Below are 24399 nucleotides of genomic sequence, written 5' to 3' on the forward strand. Positions count from 1 at the left end.
TATCTTTTTAAAGTTTTTATATTTAGAAAAATTTTCTTGAAATGAACTCACCGCTTTGCCCTATATGCAACATCTGCCTCGATTTGAAATATGAGTTGAAATACAATGTATATGTATGTAGAGAATGCAAATTGTTGCATGCGGATGCGAAATTTGAATACTCGTTTGAATCAGATCTCGAGTCGGGAGCAAGGGATATAGGACTGAAGCAACTACGACTGAAGAACTTTGCCACGATTATAGATGTTTTAAAGAAAAACGCAGGTGAAAGAGATGAAAATCTTTCAGGGCTGGAAATAGGCAGCGGTAATGGCTGGTGGCTACATGTATGTAAACAAAATGGGCTGGATTGCATAGGGATAGAGCCGGAGCGCATTTATGAATCTTATCATAAAGAGAAGAATCTGAATGTTGTTTACGGATTCTATCCCGATGTAAGCCCGGCAAAAAAAGAAGGATATGACTTTATAATATTTAATGACGTCTTTGAGCATATTCCTGATATAAACGCTTTGCTGATCAGTCTGAGAAAGGATTTGAAACAGGACGGAGTATTGATTCTCAATTTGCCAATGAGTAACGGATTTTTTTTCAGGATGGCTACCTTTTTACATAATATAGGTGTAAGTAAACCATTGACTAGAATGTGGCAGTTTAATTTCCACAGTCCACATATGAATTACTTTAATCCAGATAATCTCCGCCTGTTGCTGAATTCATATGGATTTACTGCGGAAGAATCTTTAAGACTCGATACCTTGGATATGGAACATACCAAAGAAAGGATCATGGCGGATCGGGCCGTTTCGCGCCTGAAAGCTTGGTGTATGGCAAGTTTGTTAAGATTCCTTAAGCCAATAATAGACCGCTCAGAGTCTGATATTCGTGTATTCTTTTTTAAGCAAAAAGCAAAATAGTGTTCTCTGTAATCAAATAGCTTACTGAAAGATACTCTCACATAAAAGCTTTAAATCCTGACAGAAGAAAGAACGAGTGCAACATTTCATTAGGAAGTACCTGGTTAGCAATGACAGGGCGTGCAAAGTTATAGTTTTGCCTCCGTTGATTTTTTATTAATGAGGAGTTCCCTTAAATTAGGGTATTTGTGGTGATGTGTTTGCTTGCGCTGTATTTTATGATTATTATCAGGAAAAGAATATTTCTTTCATTTAAATTAATTATAAATAGCTCTCTTATAGCATATTTTATATGCTAAACAATTAGCCCATAGCCAGTGATGTCGGCTGTTTGGGCTGCGGTGGAATAAATGTATTTCTCAATCAATGCCTCAAATGAGTAAGCAATGTTTTTATAAGTTGCAATACCTTTTACCCTAATAAAATTACAGACTTGTTCTTATTGGGAAAAAGCCCTTAATTTGCAACTGCCTGTACTATTATATATAACCTTAAAAACCTTAACCCTTGCACACCCTAATACCTATCAAGCCAAATCAGAAATGCCATTGCCAGGTTTCGCTAGCGCGATCATTTTCCCAAAGCAGTTTTTTTCTCTCACAGAATAAATGGTAAAGAAGCTGTAGGCTTTTGTTCCTTCTGTGATCAAACTATTGAGCATATTGATAGTAACGGTAGCTTTATGCATACAGGTTACCGCTCAGGGCCGTCATGGGATTCCTGTAAGGCAAATATTATCCCATCCTCCCGATAGCTGCACGTTATTTTCTGTGCCGAGAATGCACCCGGTATGTAAAGCAAATATTCCATTCTTTGTGGGATTAAGCACCAAAGTACTGCCAGAAAAACAACATAGTCCAATAAAAGGAAGAAAAAAAGCAGAAGGCGACCTGGTAATCCATGGGAACATCCTATATAACGTAGACTATAGATCTTATATAGACACCCCTTATGCGGAGAATGATATCTACTATCATACAATACAAACTTATCTCGATATCACCTATAAGAAAAATTATCCTGTCCGCGTGTATCTGACCAATCGTTTTAGTAATTCGGCTTTGACGCGCGACTTCACCGACTTGAATATGCAGTTTAGTTCAAATGAATTCAGAAATAAGATCAGGCAAACATTAAGGGCATATGAATATGATCTGCCCAGGCTAACGATGGATTCGCTGCTCAGACTGCAGAAGGAACTGGATCTTAAAAAGTACGAACTGGCATGGTGTAAAGGCTGGATGAAAGATCAATCTACCATTCAGAAACTGGTGGAAGAAAAAGAACGTGAGTTATACGGAGAAAGAAATCAACGCTTCGATATGCCTGATCTCCCGTTGGGCAACAAGACCGGCATCAACTGGTCTAAAAGCATGGATAGAAGCGCATTTGCAAAGCGTCTTTTTCAAATGCCGGATAAGTCGGAATTGCCAGATAGCCTTTTGCCTAAAGACAGCTCTTTGGCAGAGCGATATGAAGCCAACACTAGAAAGCTTGATTCGTTGCAGCATGAGATTAAAACACTAACAACAAAATGCATCTCCCTCCGGGACAAACTGGAAGTGCTGCGTTCAGGAAAAAATATAGGTGTAGATAAGATCGCAAATATTGAACAACTGGAAGAGGAGGTGAGAAGACGAAATGTGCCCGATAGCGCTTTACCCAGGGGATATAAAACGCTCTGGGCAGTTAAGAGTATTGGCATAGGCAGAACGCTGGTTGACTACTCCGAATTGTCTGCAAAAAATGTAAGCATTAATGGAATTCAACTGGAATATAATCCAGGCTACTATGTAGCTTTCGCAGCAGGTACCATTAATTATCGATTCCGCGATTTTGTCATAAAGCGTGGTAATACCCCTTCCCAGTACCTGCAAATGATCCGTGTAGGCAAGGGCGATAGAAACGGAACAAATGTTATTACCACATTTTATTCCGGTAAGAAACAGATCTATAATAATACCGGTGCACAGGATGTGAAATCCCCTGGTTACCAGCTAATGGGTTTTACGGTAGAAGGTAACTACAAACTAAACGACTATACCCGGTTAACCGTTGAAGTCGCAAAGTCCTCACTGCCTTACTATAACCAGCCGGCAAAAAAAGGATTGTTGTCCACAGCCTTATCGTTTGATGACAGGTCTAATGAAGCCTATTCGGCAAAAATTCAATCAGTGATCCCTAAGACCAACACTAAGTTGTCGGGGTTCTACAAAAGATATGGAGAAAACTTTCAGTCCTTCAGTCTTATTACCACAGGTGTGGAACAACGTTCCTGGATGCTGAAAGCCGATCAGCTGTTCTTCGGTAAAAAGTTGAATGTAATAGCCTCGTTAAAGGAAAATGATTATTCCAATCCTGCTGCCACAATGGTATACCAGAATAATATTGTGTTCAAAACCCTTCAGGCAACGTTACGTCTGCCACATTGGCCCATTGTAAGTGTTGGATATTATCCGAGTTCGCAGCTGACTAAATTAAGCGACGATAAGTTCGTTGAAAATACATTTTACTCTCTGGTGGGCAATGTGAATTATTACTACAAAGTACATGATATTAATATGAACTCAACAGCTGTTTATACCCGTTTCTATAACAGGCAGCAGGATTCTGCTTTTGTTTATTTCAATACTACTAACCTATTGTTGAACCAGTCTTTCTTTTACAGGAAACTCACTTATCAGGCCACAGGCGCAATGGCGTTTAATCAGGAATACAACCTGTACACCCTCGATAACGATGTGCAGTATGCACTGCTGGAATGGTTGTCATTGGGGGCAGGCATAAAGTATAATTATCAGACAAATTACAATATAAAGCAGTTGGGATATAAGGGTAGCGCCATTATTAAGGTAAAAAAACTGGGAGAGTTTCAGTTGATGCTGGATAACGGATTTATACCTGGAGCGCAGAAACAGCTGGTAAAAAATAAAACAGGCCGATTTAGCTTTTTTAAACTTTTTTAGATATGAATGTAAAGATCTTGAAAAGGGTATTGCTGATGCTGCTGTTGGGCGTTTTAGTCCGGGCAGATGCGCAGCTCACTTTAGTACTTCAGGTGCCACCCGCCGGGGTAGTTCAGAAAAGCCAGCTATGGAATATGGCGCTGGTCAGTGGCAGCGATGTAGGGTACGATGTAGAAGTAAATCTTACATTGATAAGTACGGTCGACAATAACCCGGTGCTGACTGCCACCGGCAGGGTGATTACTATTACGAAAGGTGCAAGGCAGCTTAAATACACCGATTTTGTTCCGGTAAAATATACTTATCTGTCTTCTGCATTTAATGTAGATCAGCGCCCGGAGGGATTCCTGCCGTTAGGTAGTTACACCGCCTGCTATACAGTGAGTGCATGGGGTGGACACGCCGAAGGCCCTTTGGTGGAAGATTGTATCCAGCTGGATGTACAGCCCCTAAGCCCACCGGTATTGAATACACCGCTTGATAAAGATACGGTAGAGACTGCCTATCCCCAGTTCACCTGGCTGCCTCCTGCGCCACTTTCTTTATTGAATGATCTCACCTACGACTTTATCCTGGTGAAAATGCTGCCCGATATGACGCCAGCTCAGGCTATACAACAGAATATACCCGTTTACAACCAGGCCCATGTAAGGCAGCCGTTCTTAAATTTCCCGGCAACCACAACGGCGTTGGATACGGGTATTGTTTATGCCTGGGGGGTAATTGCAAAAAATGCAGGACAGTTTGTTGCTGTGAGTGATGCGTGGACGTTCAGGTATGTTACAAAGGTATTTCCAAAGGAAACGGCTGAAGCGTCTTACGTACAGTTGAAGAGAGAAGAAGATGGCATTCCGGTTTCGGTAAGCGATACGCTGAAATTTGTATACAGTAATTTTTCCAGCGACTCTACAGTTGCATTTACAATTGCCGGCTTGTCGGATCCCGACAATCAGCTAATGGCAAAAGGAACTTTCACTGCCCAGGCGGGAGAAAACCGGGTGCAGATACCTGTGAAGTTTGGCTGGGGACTTCGGAGGAACGACACTTATCTTCTGACCGTCATAAATGCAGAAGGCGAAAAAAGACTCATGAAATTTATCATCAAGGAAAAATAATTTATTCCAATGATCCTGTTTTTAACCTGTAAGTATAAGAAGGAAATAGCGTTAGTATTCCTGCTGGTATTTTATAGTGAATTTGTACTCGCTGCACATGCCATGGCAATGCGTTCCTGCCGGTCGGAAGCAATACAATATTATATGTCTTACAGCGGTAAAGCCGCCATGCACTGCAATCATGCCCCGGAAATTACGCTGCTGCCGGCAAAAGCGGGGCTCGCTGAAGATGCTGTAAATGAGCTGGAAGACAATGGCCCTTCACAGCCTGAGATGCAGGCATTCCAGGCTGTCGGCGCCAATAATATGGTAGATCTGTTCTCTGGCGACTTCTCCTATAACATACCGCTGATGGACGTAGGCGGGTATCCTATTAACATCGCTTATAAAAGCGGTGTCACTATGGAAGAAGATGCGAGCTGGACGGGCTTGGGGTGGAACATCAACCCTGGAACCATTACACGGAATATGCGCGGTTTGCCCGATGATTTTAGCGGCAAGCAGGATACGATCGCCAGAACCATCTCTATCAGAGATAACAGAACTATCGGAGGCACCTTTGGAGCGGATATAGAACTGGCGGGGAACCCCAAACAGTCCTCCGGCGGAAGCGACTCTACAAAAAAGTTCTGGGGAAAGATAGGCGCAAGTATTGGTGTCTTTCATAATACCTATGCCGGCTGGGGAATGGAAACAGGATTGAATGCAAGTATTAATGCGGGCAGGGCATCAAAAGGCCCTTTCTCCGGCGCACTTTCGTTTACCAACAATTCCCAGAGCGGTTATTCTATCACCCCATCTGCATCCTTTCATACAAAGATGAAGGCTATTGAAGCTGATATTAACTCTTGCGGCATCTTTAGCCTTTCCATGCCTTATAATTCAAGAGCTGGATTAAGAGGAATACAGTTGTCGGCCGGATTACAGCAATGGAAACAAATAAAAGCGGAAAACTATTCTGCCTCCTCATCGTTTACTTCATTGATTTCGTTTGCAACGCCGTCGTATACGCCTACAATGTCATATCCTATGACAAGTACGCAATATTCGTTCACGATAAAACTCGGAGGGGAAGCTTTTACAGTGCATCCATCTGGTTATTTGAGTGGATATGAAAGTATTCAGAAAATAGAAGCTGGCGACAAACGAATGACCCTGCCGGCATTTGGCTACCTGAATGCACAACAGGCCGGAGGCAATTTTCATGTCCTGCACGACTTTAACAGGGAAAAAGATATGCCTTATCGCGAAAAGCCTGAAGTGCCTAATATCGCTGTACCGAGTTATACTTACGATCTGTTCTCAATTACCGGTGAAGGTACCGGAGGTATGTTCCGCGCCTACAGAGGAGACATAGGTTTTGTGCATGATAACTACCTGTCATCAAAAGATGCTTCCAATCGTTTCAGTATTGACCTGGGAGGTGGTAACCTTGTTCATGGTGGTACCGATTTAAATATTAACCGCGCTACTACGCAAACGGGACCATGGGTGTCTCAGAATACCATGATGGGGGTTGTGGCGCCCCGTAACTCAAGTGCGCTGTTTGAAGCTGCATATTTCCGGAACCCGGGCGATAAAACAGTGAGTTCAAAAGAGTATTTTAATACACTGGGAGGGGATGACCTGGTAACTGTTAAGTTAAAGCAAAATGGCTCAAGTGATCCTGCTATTATTGCTTCTAACTACCTGAGCAGGTATCGTGCTGGCCGCCCCGCTGACGATTTGCTGCTAACACCACAGAATGCGGTTAAGAATAGGAGAGACAAAAGAGCCCAGGTGATCTCTTATCTGACGGCTGCCGATGCCAGTGAGGCTGGATTAGACAAGTATATAGAGAATTACAGGTTAAATAAGTTTTCACTCGCCAACTGCGATGCTGCTGTCGACGTTTCCGAATATGGAGAAGGAATAGGCTTGCAGGCTACCTATTATAAAGGAAAGAATTTTGATGGTAATATATTATTGGAGCGTAACGAGCCTACGATTGGCTTTGCGCATACGTACAAGCTGAAGGATGATGATATGGGTACATTGAACGCATTACCCACAATTATTGATCAAAATAGAAAGAATTTTAGTGCTCGTTGGATCGGCCGTATAAAAGCGCCGGCAACAGGTACCTATGTCTTCACTACCAAGTCGGATGATGGTTCAAGGCTTTATATCAATGACTCTCTCATTCTTAATGATTGGAATTCACACCCGGCCGTCTTAAAAAATAGCGTGCCTTTAAACCTCGAGGCCGGTAAGTTTTATGATATAAGGGTCGAATATTTCCAGGGATCGGAGAAGTTATTGTTTGCACTCGGCTGGACATATCCGGGAAAATCAAAGCTCGAATTAATTCCGGCGCAATACCTGTATCATCGCTCCACAAAAGATACGTTTGCCAATGAAAGGATTGTACTTGAAAAAAGGGTAAACCAGTTCAGGAAGCCATCCCATATATCTCAGATCAATGTATTGAACCCGGATGGAAGGCGTTATGTCTATGGCATACCCGTGTATAATCTGGAACAGAAAGATGTTAGTTTTTCTGTAGATGCTTCAAGAGGTGATAGAACCCGCGGCCTCGTAGGATATAATCCTGATGTTGATGATTCTCCAAACAACAACCAGGGCAAAGAGGCTTACTTCAATAAAGAAGAGATACCTGCTTACGCGCACGGTTTCCTGTTGACAGGTATTCTTTCTCCGGACTATTCCGATTTAACGGGAAATGGTATTACGGAAGATGATCTCGGTACCGCTATAAAATTCAACTATAGTAAGGTGGCTGATATTTATAAGCCATTTGGATGGAGAGCGCCTAATGTACCAGACAGTGCTTCTTATAATGAAGGCTTTCGTACCTACAGCCGGGATGATAAAGGAACTTATTCTTTCGGTACGAAAGAATTATGGTATCTGAACTCTGTTGTGTCTAAAACAATGGTGGCCGTTTTTAAGGTGTCGGACAGATACGATCTCTGGCCTGTGAATCAGCAGGGAAAAAAGGACTTTAGTACACCGATGGCTAAGAAGCTGGACGAAATTAAACTCTACACAAAAGCTGATTTCCAGGAGAAAGGAGAAAGTGCGACTCCTGTAAAAACGGTGCATTTCGAATATACCTATGAGCTGTGCCGTGGTGTAAATCATGGAGGCAAGGATAAAGGACCCTATGCCGATTCCGGTAAACTTACCCTTAAAAAGATCTGGTTTACGTATAATGGTAATAAGAAAAGTAAATTGAATCCTTATTTGTTTTTCTATAAAGGAAAGAATCCCTCCTATAATAACAACGCCGCAGATAGATGGGGTAATTATAAAGATCCTTTACAAAATCCATCATCCACCACAGCCTCAGTAAGAACAAACGCAGAGTATCCTTATGCTTTACAGGACAGCGCTATTGCAGCCGCCAACGCAGCTGCCTGGACTTTAGACTCCATAGCATTACCATCAGGTGGTAAAATGAAAATCACCTATGAAAGTGATGACTATGCTTATGTGCAGGATCGAAGGGCAATGTGTATGTTCCAGGTGGTAGGCTTTTCTGGTAGCAAGCCCACTTCAATGGCGGATGTAAGTGACAAACTGTATGGATCTAAAGATTATATGTATGTGATAGCGAAAGTGCCTAAAGCCGTAAAAACAGAAAACGAAGTCTATAAGGCTTATTTGCAGGGTATCGATAAAGTATATTTTAAACTAAACGTAAAAATGCCGTCAGATCGCTGGGGCAGTGGCGCTGAATACGTTCCTTGTTATGCTGGCGTGGACCTGGCAGGAGGATACGGTGCATTAAATAATAACTATATCTGGTTTAAAGTAAAATCAATAAACGATAATGGGGTCGAAGACGGCGGTAATATTAGCCCGATGGCAAAAGCGGCAATTCAATATCTCCGGTTAAACCTGCCTTCGAAAGCCTATCCCGATTCGGAGGTAATGGACGATTTTGGTGCACTGGAAGCGGTGAAGAATATAGTGGGGCTTGCAGGTGGCCTGATAGATGTGCTCAGGGGATTCGATAACAAAGCCAGAGGCAATAACTGGGCGCAACGAATAGATAACGAACGCTCAGTGGTTCGTTTAAATGCACCTGCATACACTAAGATCGGAGGTGGCCTTCGTGTGAAACGGATTACTATCTATGATAACTGGAATAAGATGAGTAAGGGTAAGAAGGAAGCAACCTATGGACAGGAATATGATTATACTACTGTTATAAAGATAGATGGGGTTGATACACGTATCAGCAGCGGCGTTGCTACTTATGAGCCATTCATTGGGGGAGAAGAAAATCCATTCCGTATGCCGGTTGAATATACCGAACGGGTGTCTGTATTGGCGCCGGTTTCTATGGGGTATACAGAAGAACCTTTAGGTGAAAGCTTTTATCCTTCTCCCGCTGTAGGATATAGTAAGGTACGCGTAAAGTCAATTCATACAGAAAATGTGAGATCTGCTAATGGTTATGAGGAAACCGAATTCTTTACCGCATACGACTTTCCTGCCATCGCATCAAAAACAGTGCTGAACGATAATAAGAAACGTTATTCGCCCACTTTAAGAAATCTTCTTAAGATCGACGCGCGGCACTATCTCGCTGTTACGCAGGGTTTCAGAATAGAACTGAATGATATGCACGGCAAGCTGAAAAGCCAGGCGAGCTACGATAACAAAGGCGATGTTGTCTCTCAAACGATTAACTATTACAAAACTGCATCGTCGGCAGATGGGTATAGAAGGCTTTCAAATACGGTAAATGCTATTTCTCCGTCCGGTGTTATTGATACAGCTGCTTTGATAGGTAAAGAGGTAGAGCTGATGATGGACATGCGTTCGGAAAAAAGCATTTCGGACGGCTTCAACGTCAATGTCAATGGTGATATGTTTGCCGCAGGCATCTGGCCGGTATTGATTCCTTCGCTGTTAAACCTGTTCCAGCACGAAGAAACGGTGTTTAACTCTATAGGTACAACCAAAATTATTCAGCGTTATGGGATACTCGACAGTGTATTACATGTTGAGAAAGGAAGCAGGGTTTCTGTAGCAAACATGCTGTATGATGCCGAAACTGGTGATGTGCTGTTGACACGTACACAAAACGAGTTTAAGGATAGTATATTTTCATTCAGTTATCCCGCACATTGGTATTATGAAGGCATGAGTGGCGCTTACCAGAACATTGGTGCCGTTTTCAATAAAGTGTTTATTAAATCAGGTAAAGTGGTGAGCGGATTGCCTTCGGCCGACAGTACCTTTTTTGCAAGCGGCGACGAAGTGTTGATTGGCACCCGTCAAAAAACAGGAGAAGGTAATGGTTGTGATGAGCAGTTTGCTACTTTCCCCAGCTATATCACCGCTTGGGTGGTAAATGCCAACGAAACCAAAGGCGGCCCTAAAGACTTGTATTTTATGAAGCGCGACGGCAATATGGTGAGTGCCAACAGCGCTGAGATCAAAATATTAAGATCCGGCAGGCGCAATATAGTGGGCTCTATAGGTGCTGTTACCTCGTTGAGATGCCCGATGGTAAAACCCGACGGTAAAACGTATCAGCTGCAATTCAATGCAGATACCAAGATTATAGATGCTGCCGCATCCGGCTTTAGGCAAAACTGGAAAGTAGGCGATCAATTGAAATCAAGAAAGGAATGTGCCGTTCAATAAACTTAAAAATTACTGTAATGAAACAGCTGATCATATTTGTTTTAATTCTGTTGCACTATACTGCCATAGCACAGGTGACGCCCAATGATAACAATAGGGTCGATGGTAAATGGCAATTGACCATGATAAAACGCACTGTTAAGGAGCAAGGGACTGGTGTATTACTGGAAGAGAAAACAATAACCAACAAAGATTCTATTGCAAAGTCTCCCGGAAGGCCGGTTGAAGTACTCGAGCTGCATTATCCTGCATTCAAACTAAAGCTTGTTTCTGGCTCTCGCATGATCGGTGATTTTGAATTTCGGGATAAATATTTGCTATTAAAGGAAAGGTCTGGGGAGTTTAAAACCGGGTCTGATAATAGAAGTCGTACGTTGTTTCAATGGCTATGTACGCCAGGAAATAACGCAATGGAGCTCGAAAGTCAGCTCTTTTACAAAGATAATTATAACGGTAGGGCCGTTGTTGCTACGCTTACTTATATCTATTCCCTTCAAGCCAATTAATTAGCACAATGATCTCAGTTTTTTCATCTCCAAATAAAAGCAGCCTCCTGGTATTGCTATTGCTGCTTTCAATATTATGTTCTGGTCGTGCTTATGCCCAATGCGATTGGAATATTACTACAACCACAGAAGCATCTGTTTGTAAGGCCAGCGGGAAAATAGCGGTTACATTAACGGGCGCAGGTGTTACAAATTTTACCGATGTATTATACAGTCTCGAACCGCTTGATGCCGGCGGATCTGTTGTGCCTCCCGTTAAGTCTCCTGTTTTTGACAATCTGCTGCCAGGACTGTATAGAGTTAAAGTGGAGGTTGTTTGTAATAATGTATCCTCCGTTAAGTATGTTGATGTTAGGGTTTCCGGCAGCACTTATGTTGCGCCATCTGTTTCTATCGCTCAATACAGGCCTAACCTGCCTTGTGGCGCCTATGGACAGGCAAATGTTGTTGTGACAGGCAGTAATCCCCCTTTTCAATTGAATATAGTAGGACCTCCGGGCTACACCGGCGAAACTTCATTCACATTCCCGGATAATACCAGGCAAACACTCAATAATTTAGCTACTGGTAGTTATTCTGTAACAATAACGGATGCTTGTAACCAGCTTACGCCCGCACAGTCTTTTATAATAAACGAAATAGAGCCGCAGTCCACGACTTATTTTGTTCAGCGTGCATCTAATTCGAATAACGATTGTAAAAGTGTTGTATTAACTCCTCCTTTTTCAGGTTCGGATTGGTTGAATTATGTTCAGGCCCGGGATGTTAATTTCTCTTATTCCGTTTCGTATGAAAATCAGCCGAAGCTTCCATATAAGCGTGCGCTTTTGAGTAGTCCGGATAGCTATCAAACGCTTCAATTGCCCACCGGCCAGACACTGTCTTCGTTGTTTGATAAAAGCCTGACTTATTATTTAAAGTTTGAATGCGGAACGGAGGTGCAATTCGATAGGAAATTTCCAGACCCCTGGTGCCCATTGGAGTTTACAGATGTTTGCAGCAATGGGTTTATTCCGTCCATTTCTGTAAGATTTATTGATGATCTTATCTGTTATCCTGTTCACGTTATTTATGAAAACAAGAGTACCTTACAACAATTCAGGGATACGATAAATGCAGGTGATCCCCTTACAACAAGTAAGCAAATGATCCTGCCATATGGGCAGTACCAGGTAACTGTACAAGCAGCGGATGGCGGCTATTACCTTAAAGATGAGCCTTGGGATGTCTGGAATTCTTCCGGTAACCCTTATAGCCTTGGTAAAAATCATAACAATGGTCACTACGGAAATGATGGTGCCGGGTTGTTTTATTTAACGAAACAGAATGGCGGAAGTGTTAGTCCGGGAACAAGAATTCAACTTATCAGTCAATCCGCTTATGCTTATGATATGATCGTTAAAGCTGCTACTTATAGTTATGATATCATATTAAGTAGTATTCCCGGCAATCCTGATTTTACTCCTGGTAACTATTTGTTTCGAGTGACGGATGAGTGCGGGAGCTATGATTTGCCGGTTGTTCTGGAGGAGAAGGATGTCTTTCGTTATTCATTTGACTTCAGCCTGGAGGATAATTGCCAGGGAATGAAAGTAAGTCCGAACGGATCGTACCGATACTACGGTAATACCAACGCAAATGTTTCCTATCAAATGGTTGAGGCGCCAGCTGGTACATCTTTCTACCCTAATAGAATTGACAACGGAGGTTCATTTCAGATTACAGTACCTGGCACTTACCGGATAGCTATTGCGGCTCCCGGCTCAGTTTGGGACTATGGCGATAAAAATTCAAAAACGATTGTATATACCCCTAATCCGTTAACGGTTGATGTTAAAAAATCCATAGGTTGGGTATGCCCCAGGCAACCACTGGATCAAGGCAATATTTGGGCGGTAGGCGCAGGAGGTGTACCAAAGTCAGATGGTCAGTACACTTACAAACTGGCCGCCGAGGGGCAAGGCGGTACTGGCCCCTATCTGGCAACTAATAATACAGGGCGGTTCAGTACCAATTCTGGCGGCACCTATACATTAAGAGCCAATGAAAATTATGATATAAGAGTAGAAGACGATTGTGGTGCAGCCACAGTTCAAACCATTAAGGTGCTCGACTATGGTACTGCCCAGATCGCATATGCCGATAAAAGCAGTTACTGTATAGGAGAAACTATCAGGCTTTCCGTCCTGAATCTGCCGGCTACACTTCAGGAAAATCCTTTTAGATGGACTGGGCCCGATAACTTTGCAAGTTTTCAACAAAACCCGTCATTTAAAGCTGTGACTACAAGTGCGGGCACTTATCATATCAAAGTGTTTTCTGATATCTGCGGCGATCCCATCGAAAACGATGTAATAGTTAGAATAAATCCTACCGCAACTATTTGCTATAGCTCAGTTACTGATACGGTAGTAAATCCCTACGTAACCGGCCTGTTAGGCAATTGGCGTTCGGAGAAGTCGCTGCTCTATTATACAAATCGTGAAAATGCTGACCCGCTTAGCAACCTCGAGATACGCCGTGCCGGCGCTTATGCCGACTTTTCACCCTATTGGAATTTTGGCGTGAACAAACTCGCTGTGAATGCCGATACAACCAGGTGGGTGTGGAATGCTGCAATTAATCTGTTCAATAACAACGGTGCAGAATTGGAAAACAAAGACCCGTTAGGCAGGTACAACTCGGGTTTATATGGTTATAATAATACGTTGCCCATTGCTGTAATTCAAAATGGCAGATATAGCGAAAATGCCTTTGAGGGCTTTGAAGATTACGGCTTCGGTGGCGTAGTCTGTGATAACGAATGCGCAGGCACCCGTCATATCGATTTTAGTGCAGTTCGCTCGGCTTTTACTTCTTCAACAGCGCATACCGGTAAATATGCAATAGTGGTAACCAGGGAGCAACCAATTACTATCGGCGCTGAGGTGAGTGCTCCTGCGCCCGATACTTTTAACCTCGCTGTCAATTATAATAGCAACTATTGTATTCCGTCCGGAAGAGGACTGGATGGCATTCGTACAGGTAAAGATGCATTGCTTCCTATATTCAAACCGGTAAAAAATACAAAATTGGTATTCTGCGCCTGGGTAAAAGAAGAACAGCCTTGTAAAGGAGTCAGCTACACCGATAACAATGTTTTGCTTACAGTACAGCTTGCCGGTGGTGGCGCCCAATCTGTAGTGTGTTCTCCTGCAGGAGCTATTATCGAAGGCTGGCAGCGTTATGAACAAGTGATAGAACTTCCTGAGACCGCTACTTCATTTGCGTTCAGTTTACAGGCCACCGGTAGCACCAGGGTGTTCTATGACGATATCAGGCTCCATCCATATAACGCGAATATGAAGTCATTTGTATATGATCCTGTCAATCTCAGGTTAATGGCAGAACTGGATGAGAACAACTATGCTTCATTCTTCGAATATGACGATGATGGCACATTGATTCGCGTGAAAAAGGAAACAGAGAGAGGCATTCAAACTATTAAGGAAACCAGGAGCGCCCTGTTAAAAGAATAATAATGAGAAAATTGATCTTCACGCTTGTTGGCATGACCCTCGCCGCAATAGGGTTTGCTGCCGGTGACAATCCTCGTGCTTTGTTGCTTAAGATACAGGCGTTTTATGCGTCACCAGCTTATTTACAGTTCGATATGGCATATACTTATACCGGTGGAACCGGGAAGGTGATAGATTCGCTATATGGCCATTTCTATGTGAGTAAGAACAGGTATCGCGTCTTTTTGGATAGCACCGAAACTGTGGCTAATGAAAAGCATCTTATCCAGTTGTTTCATAAGGAAAAGATGATGCTGGTTGCCAATCGGCCCTCCGGAAATGTAAATACAACATCTCCGGCAGCTTTCCTGGATAGTTTGTTGTTGAAAGATAGTGCAGCATTAACGCTCTCGGATATGGGGAAACTTCAGGAGTTGAAGATCAGTTTACCACCAGGCTCCACGTATAAGTCGGTTACGCTGCGGGTGAATCCCAAAACCGGCTTTATACACCAGGCAGTTTATGAAATAAAAACAGAAGAGGCGCCTGACGACCTTAAGAAAAATGATACGCCGGCGGAGGACTATGCGCAGGTAACAGTTACATATAGTAATTGTAGTGGTGAACCTTTCGATACAGGCATCTTCGAAGATGCCCGCTTTATAAAACAGGATGTAGAAGAGCTGTCGCCTGCAGCAGATTATGCTGGCTATGTAATTTATAACACAACCCTTAATTTGAAATAAACGTCATGAGTGCTCAAAAAATCAGTTTACGGTTATGTTGGATGCTGCTATTGCTGGTAATTCTCTGCTTTGCAGGAAGTGATTCCTACGGGCAGCAGGCAACCATATTTCAAAAGCTGCTGAATGGCGCCAGTAACGAAATCGTTGAAGGGAAGACCTGTAGCGTTTCAGACGCTTCGGTGTTTAATGCCGAAACGCGGGCTAAAATGGAAGCAGACTATCCTGTTAAAAATATTGTTAGCCTGAAGATCAATGAATCTTCTACCCGGTATTTTCAGGATTCTTTTACTGTGAAAGTACTTGTGCGTATAGTAAGTAAAGATGCGAATGGCTTGATAGATTCTGTTGACAAAGAGTTTAAGGTCAATTACCAGTTAAAAGATAAATACCAGTCTGTTAGCAGTTATATTACAGAAGGCAAAAGAGAAGTTACTGCGAGGATTCTCTCTGTTACAGCGCCCTCCGCTACATGGGTTCTTTATGTGATTCAGCTTGAAAATAAAATGGAGATCCGCCCGCTCTTTAAGTTCTCATATGATAACGATGTCGTTACAACCTTGTCTTATCCTGCGTCATTGACCGGTGCTGTTGATCAGCTGCCCGTAACATGGCCTGCAGTAACAGGTATTGATGTATATGATGTGGAATGGACTTATGTAGATAGTTCTGCATTGGCATTAAAAAAGAAAAATAATGCCTGGGATGCCGATCTTATCTTCACTAACAATGCGAGTCGCGTCACAGTCTCAGCTACCTCTTATAAAATTCCACTGCTGTACGATGGAAAAGGAATGCTGTTTTTCAGAGTCCGCCCGGTACAACTAAAAGCAAGGTCGGGCCGGCTTGAAGGAAAATGGAGCAGTACTGATACTAAAGGACTGGGTGCTTTTGCTTTTGAAGGCCATGAAACAGGATTGAACTGGCAGGCTACGACCAGCTTCGCCGAAGAAGGAAAACGAAAAACTGTGGTCCAATACTTTGATGGAAGTTTGCGTAGCAGACAGGTTGTGACGAAAGATAACACCTCTGATACGACCATTATTGGAGAAAGCTTTTACGATTACCAGGGACGCGCAGTAATACAGGTGCTTCCAACGCCTTCCCTTGATAGAGTGATCAGGTTTACCCGCGATTTCAATATGGGGCTGAATGGTGAATACGATAAAGACAAATACGACTTGCTTACGTCGCCCGACTATTATTGTAACGCCAAAGCGGAGCCTATGGCTAAAACTTCAGGTAGCTCCAGGTATTATTCTCCCGATAACGCAGCCAAAAACCAGGGCAATAACAAATTTTTGCCGGACGCTTCTTTATATCCTTTTTCACAAACAGAATATACGCCCGATAATACCGGTAAGATCAGCCGTCAGGGTGGGGTAGGACCAGACTACCAGTTGGGAAGCGGCCACGAAACAAAATACTATTATGGTGGCTCACCCGATAAGAATGAACTATATGCGTTGTTTGGCACCGACGTGGGCGATGCGGCTCATTACGTGAAAAATATGGTTAGAGATGCAAATGGACAATATAGTATAAGCTACCTCGATATGCGGGGACATGTTATTGCCACAGCGCTGGCTGGTAATGTTCCTGATAGCATCAAATTGCAGCCGTTAATTTCAAATGTCAGCGAAGATGCTGTCGAAACCATTGGTGGGCCCAGCGGAAATACCATCAAAGGGCTATCTATGGAAAGCCAGAAAGTGCTTCACGTAACCGAGCCAGGTTCCTATAATTTCAGCTATAAACTCGACCCGGATACACTGAGGATGCTGAATTACGATCAGTCTGCCTCATGTTACGATTGTCTTTATGATCTGGAAATCACGATCACCGACGATTGTAACAATCAGAAACTGGGAGGCGCACCGTTTAAACGTATCAGGCGCAATTTCTCATTGGAAAATAATCAGGGGCTTAATGCCGATTGCAGCAAAGGCGCTGAAAAGTTTATAGAAGAGTTTAGCCTGAACCTGGATGAAGGCAGTTATGTCGTAACCAAAAAGCTCTCAGTAAGCCAATACGCACTTGACTACTACCGAGATAGCGTGTTTGTGAAAAAGAACGCATTCAAAACAATCGAGGAATTAGCAAAAGAAGAACGTACCCTGCAGATCACTGGTGAATGTATTCCGGATTGCGAAAGCTGCAAACAGCAATTGGGAGAATGGAATGACTTTAGAGCATCCTATCTGCAAAAGGCTGGAGTGGAATTAAGCGATACAGCTGCGCATCGTGGCGAAGCATGGGTGGCCTGGAAAGAGGCGAATGACCGCTGTAACCGCCTTTGTGAAGTGATAACGGAAGCCGATGAGTTGCATAATGCCATGGTGGCCGATATGACGCCACCCTCCGGGCAGTATGCGAATATTAATAATATAGATGATCCCTATTCTATCTTCTATATCGATACTATTGCGCAAACGCTTCCAATTTATAAAAACACTGCGCTCTATTATACAAATCAGGAAGGAAGTGCAGATAAAGTATATGATGAGGAGAGTGAAACCTGGGTAACACCACATGATCTGAATGTGACGCAGTTTGCTGCTAAATTCAATAAAAGCTGGGCAGAAACTTTATTGCCTTATCACCCGGAATATTGTAAGCTTCTTGAGTACGAAAAGAACAGAGCATCATTAGCCTGGAACATAAAAGCAGAGACAATCGATACCTACCAGGAGGCGTTCGATTCTGGTTATCTCAATCCCAGCGGTTATATCAGTTCCGAATTTTCCCGCTTCCCCATTGTAGATAAGAATAGAGATCCGTTAAGTGATGCATTAAAGGTAAAAGTGAACAGCAAGATAGCAGCTTATATGAAAGACAATGAGGGGTATAATATAAGTTTATGGAATATGGCGACAATCGCCGTAATGGCCAATGCTGATAAAGACAATGCCGCGAAAAAGTATAGAAGCCCTGGCAGTGCATTCGACGCATCCATGTGTGCCGGCGATAAAGATATGGCCTGGCGCATATACAGGCAGTTATACATTCAGCTGAAAAACGATTATATCCAGCAAATGTTGATTGACGCCAACTGCGCAGGAAAGCCGGCGGCGAAAGACTTGTCTGACAAAGGATATACAGTCCATTTCAATACAGCGGCAGCAGCGCTTTCTCAAAGCGGGATGGGTGATCTTTTAAGCACAAATAATCCAACCCAGTCTGCAACAGTTTTAAAGGCCGCAATGGCACAGGAATATGAAAATAACTGTCGTGCCTATGCAAGCATGTGGATGCGGCAAATGGCTCCTTGTAGCCGTTACGATCAGGTAAGAACAGAAATAATAGAGGAGCTCGTAAAAGTATGCCGTAAAGGGGCCGATCAAAACCATACAATGGGATCAAGGAATATAAGCCCTGATAGCACCAATACTTATGCAAGCTTTGAAGATGTAATTAAAGAATATAACAGGAGGCTCGGTATCGCCGAGGGGGACCTGCAATGTAATGCAGATGTGTTTACCGCTCCGATGCCATTTGATAAACAAGGCGCCTATTCCCAGGTTAGTTATACCAGACCAGACGAATGTGTGCGCGCGAAGCTGGCGAACTACCAGTATCAATATAATCAGAACAAAAAGGTCGGCGAAAGTTTTTCAACCTATCTCGCAAGAACCACGGGTACTTACATCTCAGATGTTGACCTTACTACATTTATAGATATTTGTAATAATCAGGCGTCAACATGTACTTATGCTGAAAAAACGGTGTCTATTCCACCGGTATTCCAATGTTATACAGGTGATGTATGTGTGCCCTGTGAAAAAGTGAATGATCTCTACACGCTTTTTACTGCTAAATATCCGGCTATTACGCCCGTAATAGGGGTTGAAGTAGATTCTATCCAGGATGTGAAAAACAGGTTGTTCGAAAATTTCATGAACAGCCGTCTCGGGTTTTCAAAACAAGCCTGGGAGTATCTTCAGTTTATGGATAGTTGCAAAGGAGGAGATTTGGACTTTGGGGTTGTTAAAAGGTTCACTATCGCAGGATCGAAAGAAACCGTTATTAAAAGCGTGTTCACTACAGATGACAATGCGTTTATTATGGCAGGCTATACTGTTTCTCCCGCGGACGATATGAATGCATTCGTGGCAAAAACCGATAAAAACGGCAAGGTGCTTTGGGCGAAAGATTATGGAGGAACCGGAAAGGATTATTTTTCAAAAGTGATAAAGGGCGTAGACGGTGGATTGGCGGCTATAGGTACTACCTCATCTTTTAACCAGGGAGGTTGGGCAAGAAGTAGCAGCGGAACAGTTAGAAGCGCTACTGAAGCCTGGCTGGTGAAACTGGATGAAAATGGTGATGTTGTATGGAGTAAAACGATGTCTTATACAAGCACAGGAGAAAAGGGGGTCGATATTACTACAGTTAAAGGTACTGATGAGGATGGGTATGCAATCGTTGGAGAATATCAATCCGCTGACACAATAGGTAATACCCTTGTTGCGCGACTGAAAAGCAATGGTGACCCTATATGGATAAAACAGGTTGGGAGTAATTTTAGCGATTATGGTGGCCGCATTGCGCAGGATGGAGATACTATAGTTGTTGCTGCGTCTAGTATTAAAGCTAACCCTTATTGGTTTCTGGGGAATAATTCTATGGTTGCGTTGTATCGGTTTTTAACATCTAACGGTGATGGTGCAGGCTTTTCTATTTATGATATAGGTAATATCAATAGCACACTACGTAGCCTGGATGTTATGCCCAACGGCTATCGTATAACCAGTTTAAATACAATTGATTCAGTCCATAAGACGAACCGGCCTGGCTTGTCGATATTAAAAGTCGATAAGACGGGATATTTTAAATCGGTTGAATCATATGGAAGGTATTGGTCCGATGACGAAACTCCTTCAGAATTTAGCGCCACTGTGTTGCCCAATAAAGACTTGATCATTGTTAAGTCTACATCAATGGTTTCTAACGATCTCCGTTTCCAAACTCTCACTAGTACTGGCAGGGATTACAGTAAATCACTGAACATACCAGGGAATGAAGTATCTGGTTATATGTTACAGAATGCCGATGGTAGTTTTGCCTTAGTTGGTAATAGTACTACTCCAGCTGCTCAACCATTTTTTGTGAGATTGGATGATAGTTTTCATGCAGCATGTTTAGATTCTACTGTCTATTCTGGTTACATGGGTACGTTTGTTGGAATAAACCAGTTTGCGACTCCCAGAGTAGATGCAATGCTTACTGGCGGTATGAGAACGATTTCAGTGATTGCGAATAACAGATCTGTTGGAGAAAGCCTTGCTTACTGCGAAAATGCCAAATCCGAATCTCGTATGCTTTGCGGCAGATCAGAGCCGGTTTTCCCCGAAGCAGTAATTCCGCAATATACCAATTGCACCGACAGTACTTTCTACGCCGTAAATGTTGCAACAGAGCGATATAAAATCATTCGTGATTCTCTCTATGGTAAATTCGATTCCGCTTACCTCGCAAAATGTATGACGGCGATTCAGTACGAAGATTTCACTGTAGCACATAATGCAAATGAGTATCACTATACCCTGTATTACTACGATCAGGCCGGAAACCTTGTTCAAACGATTGCTCCCAACGACGTAAAACCAAATCGTGATCCCGCCTGGTTAAAAGAGGTGCACCGCCTCGTCGAAACCAATGGTGCCGCAAAAAGGCCAGACCATGTAAAAGCAACACGCTACAGGTATAACTCCCTAAATCAGGTTGTCGCTCAGAATTCACCTGATGCAGGCAGTAGCAGGTTCTGGTACGACAGGTTAGGCAGACTGACATTATCCCAGAATGCCGAACAAATAAGATATAATAAGTATAGTTATACGCTATATGATGCTATCGGACGTATTACGGAAGTAGGTCAGTTGGCATCAGCGGAACTGATGAATGACAACAAGAGCAGGAATGATGTAGAGCTAAAAGGTTGGTTGACGCGTTCTGCAAATAGTCGTGAGCAGGTCACACGGACGGTCTACGACTTACCTTATATCCCTACAGAGTACGACTTCAAGCCTGCAAACCTTCGTAACAGGGTCTCCTTCTCCGCGGTTTATGACACCTATGCAGACTTAACAACAAATAGCTACAATAATGCTACTTATTATAGCTACGATGTTCATGGTAACGTAGATACCCTGTTGCAGAATTATAATAACGACCTGATGAAGGGTGGCGCTAGTCAGTTTAAAAAGATTGTTTACCGTTATGACCTTGTTAGCGGAAAAGTCAATCATGTGGCTTATCAACCCGGTCAGATCGATGCGTTCTACCATAGGTACAGCTACGATGCCGAAAACAGGCTGGTAAATGTAGAAACCAGCCGTGACAGTGTAAATTGGGATAATGATGCCAGGTATAGCTACTATAGCCACGGACCTTTGTCCAGGGTAGTCTTAGGGCAACAACAGGTGCAGGGAATCGACTATGCCTATACGTTGCAGGGCTGGATCAAGGCCGTCAATCCCGGCCTGCTCCTGACCGGTGGCAATGGAGAAACCTGCTCAGACGGAAGTGCAGTAAATGATCTGATCGTAAATGCACGTGTACCTAATGGCCCACCAGTATATAAGGCCAGGGTTACAATATCGTTCGAAGACGGGTTCGATAGCAATAGCGAAGACATGGATGCCCTGATAGATGCGAATGCTACGCTCTGTAACAGTTCCGCAACAAATCTGATTTCTACAGATGGAACATCAACTACTACCCCGGCAAAAGATGAGTTTAGCTATGTCCTGCATTATAATAAAACAGATTATAAGCCCTTGGTTGCAGGCCTCTCCGATCTTACTGTTCCTGGCCAGCTTGGCGATGAATACAGGCCGCTTTATAATGGTAATATCAGCGGAATGGGAGTAAATGTATCAAAACTGGATAAGCCGCTATGGTATAACTACAAATACGACCAGTTGAACCGCCTGGTACAAATGGATGCCTGGAAATCAGCCTCAGGTAACTGGAATACACTTACAAAGGGCAGGAGTAATAACGTAGAAAACGAATACCACGAGGGTATCACTTATGATGCTAATGGGAATATCATAAGTTACGACCGTAATGGCTTTGCTAAAGCTACTGGTGTGCCGGCAATGGATAGGTTAGCCTATCATTATGTGCCTGGAAAAAATAGACTGGATCATATAGACGACTCTGCACCTGATACTGCTTACACAACAGATATCGAAGGACAGTCAGCAGGTTACTATACTTATGATTCAATAGGTAACCTTACACATGAAGGAGGTAGCGCTATTACATGGAATGTCTACGGGAAAATAGTCAGTATCAAAAAAGAGGATAATGTCCTCATTAGATATTCCTATGATGCATTTGGAAACCGTATTTGTAAGGCCGTGGGTAATAAAGTTACATGGTACGTAAGAGATATACGAGGTAATGTGTTAAGTATTTATCAGTCCGGTGAGTCTTCTGTCAACAGTGGCAATTTAAGCCAGACAGAAGTGCATCTATACGGCACCGGTCGTTTAGGGGTTTTGAAGTTGGATAACGATATGACGCTCTCTTGGCAGAAAAAACTGGATTTGATCGATAATCCTACATTTGTACGCGGTAATAAGCTCTTTGAATTATCCAATCACCTGGGTAATATTCTTGCGGCTGTTTCCGATAAAAAATTGGGCATTACTTCAAATAATAGTTTCGCGGACTCATATGTAGCAGATGTAGTATCTGCACAGGACTATTATCCATTTGGAATGATTATGCCGGGAAGAAATTATAATGCAGCAGTTTATCGATATGGATTTAATGGTAAGGAGAATGACAATGAGATCAAAGGCGATGGTAATCAGCAGGATTATGGTATGAGAATTTACGATCCAAGACTGGGTAGATTTCTCAGTGTGGATCCACTTATGAGTAAGTATCCGGAATTAACTCCTTATCAATTTGCGTCTAATACTCCTTTGCAGGCTGTGGACTTAGATGGTGCAGAAGCTTTATTTGTTCATGGTACATTTTCGGACAAGTCGACTTTCGATTCCAGGTTTGTAAAAAATATGCTTCATGCGACGGGATGGGATAAGGTGCAGAAAAATGCGTACTTTGGTAATTGGTCTGGCGCTAATAAAAGCGAAGCTAGAATTGAAGCGGCAAATGCTTTTTTCAACTTTCTTACTTCTGATAAAAACCCTTATCGTGATTTAAAACATGCAACTTTAATTGGACATAGTCACGGCGGGAATGTAAATAAGGTTCTGAGAAATATGTTGATCAAAGCAGGGTGGACGGTTGATATAATAAATATTGAAACCCCACAAAGGACAGATTTTCGTAGTGATGCAGGCCACGGAGGGGTGTATTTGAGCTTTTATAATAGTCTTGATGTTGTGCAATTCGCAGGAGCATTCGGTAATAGATTTAATTCTGGCTCAAGAAAAGACCCTTCTGCTGATGCAAATGTCAATTTGCCGGAATTTATGCCTCAATTGCTTGCTCCTGATGATTTTTTCCCTAAGCCGTTTGGCCAGTGGTTGAAGGATAGTGGGGGGCATGGATTGCATAATAATGATCTGTCTAAAATTGTTATTGAACTGCGAACTCAACAGGCATTTGATGCATATAAAAAACTGTATCCAGGTGGAATAGATACGAAAGGGAAAAGCAGTTATATGAAATATTTGAGGAAGGTTTTTAATGATAAAATGTAATTGAAATGCTTTTTATTATATTGTTTAATTTTCTTATTTCTTTTTCTTATTTCTCTGTTTTTTTGTACATGTCTTGGGGTAAGTCGGGAGGCGATTTGTTTTTCTTGGTTTTGTTTTTCTTGTCGATAATACTCCATCTGTTGGTTGTAATTATAATGTATTATAGAAATAAAATAAGATTGCTTTATTCGATAATTGGTCTAGGGGTTGCCGTTTTGGTTTTTCTGGCAGTTTTTAAAGCTGTTGAAAACAAAAGGGGGCAGAAAAAAGCACGGGTAGAGATGATGGATTAATAAATGAAATCAGA

8 protein-coding genes are annotated in these 24399 nt (G+C 42.7%); all 8 read left to right on the top strand.

The annotated features are described in order from the left end of the window. Positions 1-41 precede the first annotated feature (41 nt). The gene (locus tag ESB13_RS03565; protein ID WP_129001651.1) at positions 42-917 is read left to right on the top strand and encodes a class I SAM-dependent methyltransferase; all 876 of its coding nucleotides are present in this window, start codon (positions 42-44) and stop codon (positions 915-917) included. 779 nt (positions 918-1696) lie between these two features. After that, positions 1697-3883 carry a hypothetical protein gene (locus ESB13_RS03570; RefSeq protein ID WP_164974084.1) on the top strand — a complete coding sequence of 729 codons (2187 nt, stop codon included), beginning with the start codon at positions 1697-1699 and terminating at the stop codon, positions 3881-3883. A 2-nt stretch (positions 3884-3885) separates the two neighbouring features. Next, positions 3886-4998 carry a hypothetical protein gene (locus ESB13_RS03575; protein WP_129001653.1) on the top strand — a complete coding sequence of 371 codons (1113 nt, stop codon included), beginning with the start codon at positions 3886-3888 and terminating at the stop codon, positions 4996-4998. Between the two features lie 9 nt (positions 4999-5007). Further along, the gene (locus ESB13_RS03580; protein WP_129001654.1) at positions 5008-10662 is read left to right on the top strand and encodes a PA14 domain-containing protein; all 5655 of its coding nucleotides are present in this window, start codon (positions 5008-5010) and stop codon (positions 10660-10662) included. A 17-nt stretch (positions 10663-10679) separates the two neighbouring features. Continuing rightward, positions 10680-11168 (top strand): hypothetical protein, encoded by a 489-nt coding sequence (locus ESB13_RS03585; protein WP_129001655.1) that lies wholly within the window; start codon positions 10680-10682, stop codon positions 11166-11168. A gap of 8 nt (positions 11169-11176) precedes the next feature. Further along, positions 11177-14686, top strand: a complete 3510-nt coding sequence (locus tag ESB13_RS03590) for a hypothetical protein (protein WP_129001656.1) — start codon at positions 11177-11179, stop codon at positions 14684-14686. 2 nt (positions 14687-14688) lie between these two features. Next, complete coding sequence (locus ESB13_RS03595; RefSeq protein ID WP_129001657.1) at positions 14689-15411, top strand: LolA family protein; 723 nt, start codon at positions 14689-14691, stop codon at positions 15409-15411. A 5-nt stretch (positions 15412-15416) separates the two neighbouring features. Beyond that, entirely contained in the window at positions 15417-24092 is an 8676-nt protein-coding gene (locus ESB13_RS03600) for an RHS repeat domain-containing protein (protein ID WP_129001658.1), read from the top strand. Positions 24093-24399: the final 307 nt, after the last annotated feature.

Origin of the sequence: Filimonas effusa, assembly GCF_004118675.1 — a bacterium.
In the GTDB taxonomy this organism is placed as follows: Bacteria; Bacteroidota; Bacteroidia; order Chitinophagales; family Chitinophagaceae; genus Filimonas; species Filimonas effusa.

Excerpts from the sequence above, each read along its gene's own strand:
- ESB13_RS03575 (WP_129001653.1), top strand. The coding sequence starts at position 3,886 with ATGAATGTAAAGATCTTGAAAAGGGTATTGCTGATGCTGCTGTTGGGC.
- ESB13_RS03570 (WP_164974084.1), top strand. The coding sequence starts at position 1,697 with ATGCACCCGGTATGTAAAGCAAATATTCCATTCTTTGTGGGATTAAGC.
- ESB13_RS03595 (WP_129001657.1), top strand. The coding sequence starts at position 14,689 with ATGAGAAAATTGATCTTCACGCTTGTTGGCATGACCCTCGCCGCAATA.
- ESB13_RS03600 (WP_129001658.1), top strand. The coding sequence starts at position 15,417 with ATGAGTGCTCAAAAAATCAGTTTACGGTTATGTTGGATGCTGCTATTG.
- ESB13_RS03585 (WP_129001655.1), top strand. The coding sequence starts at position 10,680 with ATGAAACAGCTGATCATATTTGTTTTAATTCTGTTGCACTATACTGCC.
- ESB13_RS03565 (WP_129001651.1), top strand. The coding sequence starts at position 42 with ATGAACTCACCGCTTTGCCCTATATGCAACATCTGCCTCGATTTGAAA.
- ESB13_RS03590 (WP_129001656.1), top strand. The coding sequence starts at position 11,177 with ATGATCTCAGTTTTTTCATCTCCAAATAAAAGCAGCCTCCTGGTATTG.
- ESB13_RS03580 (WP_129001654.1), top strand. The coding sequence starts at position 5,008 with ATGATCCTGTTTTTAACCTGTAAGTATAAGAAGGAAATAGCGTTAGTA.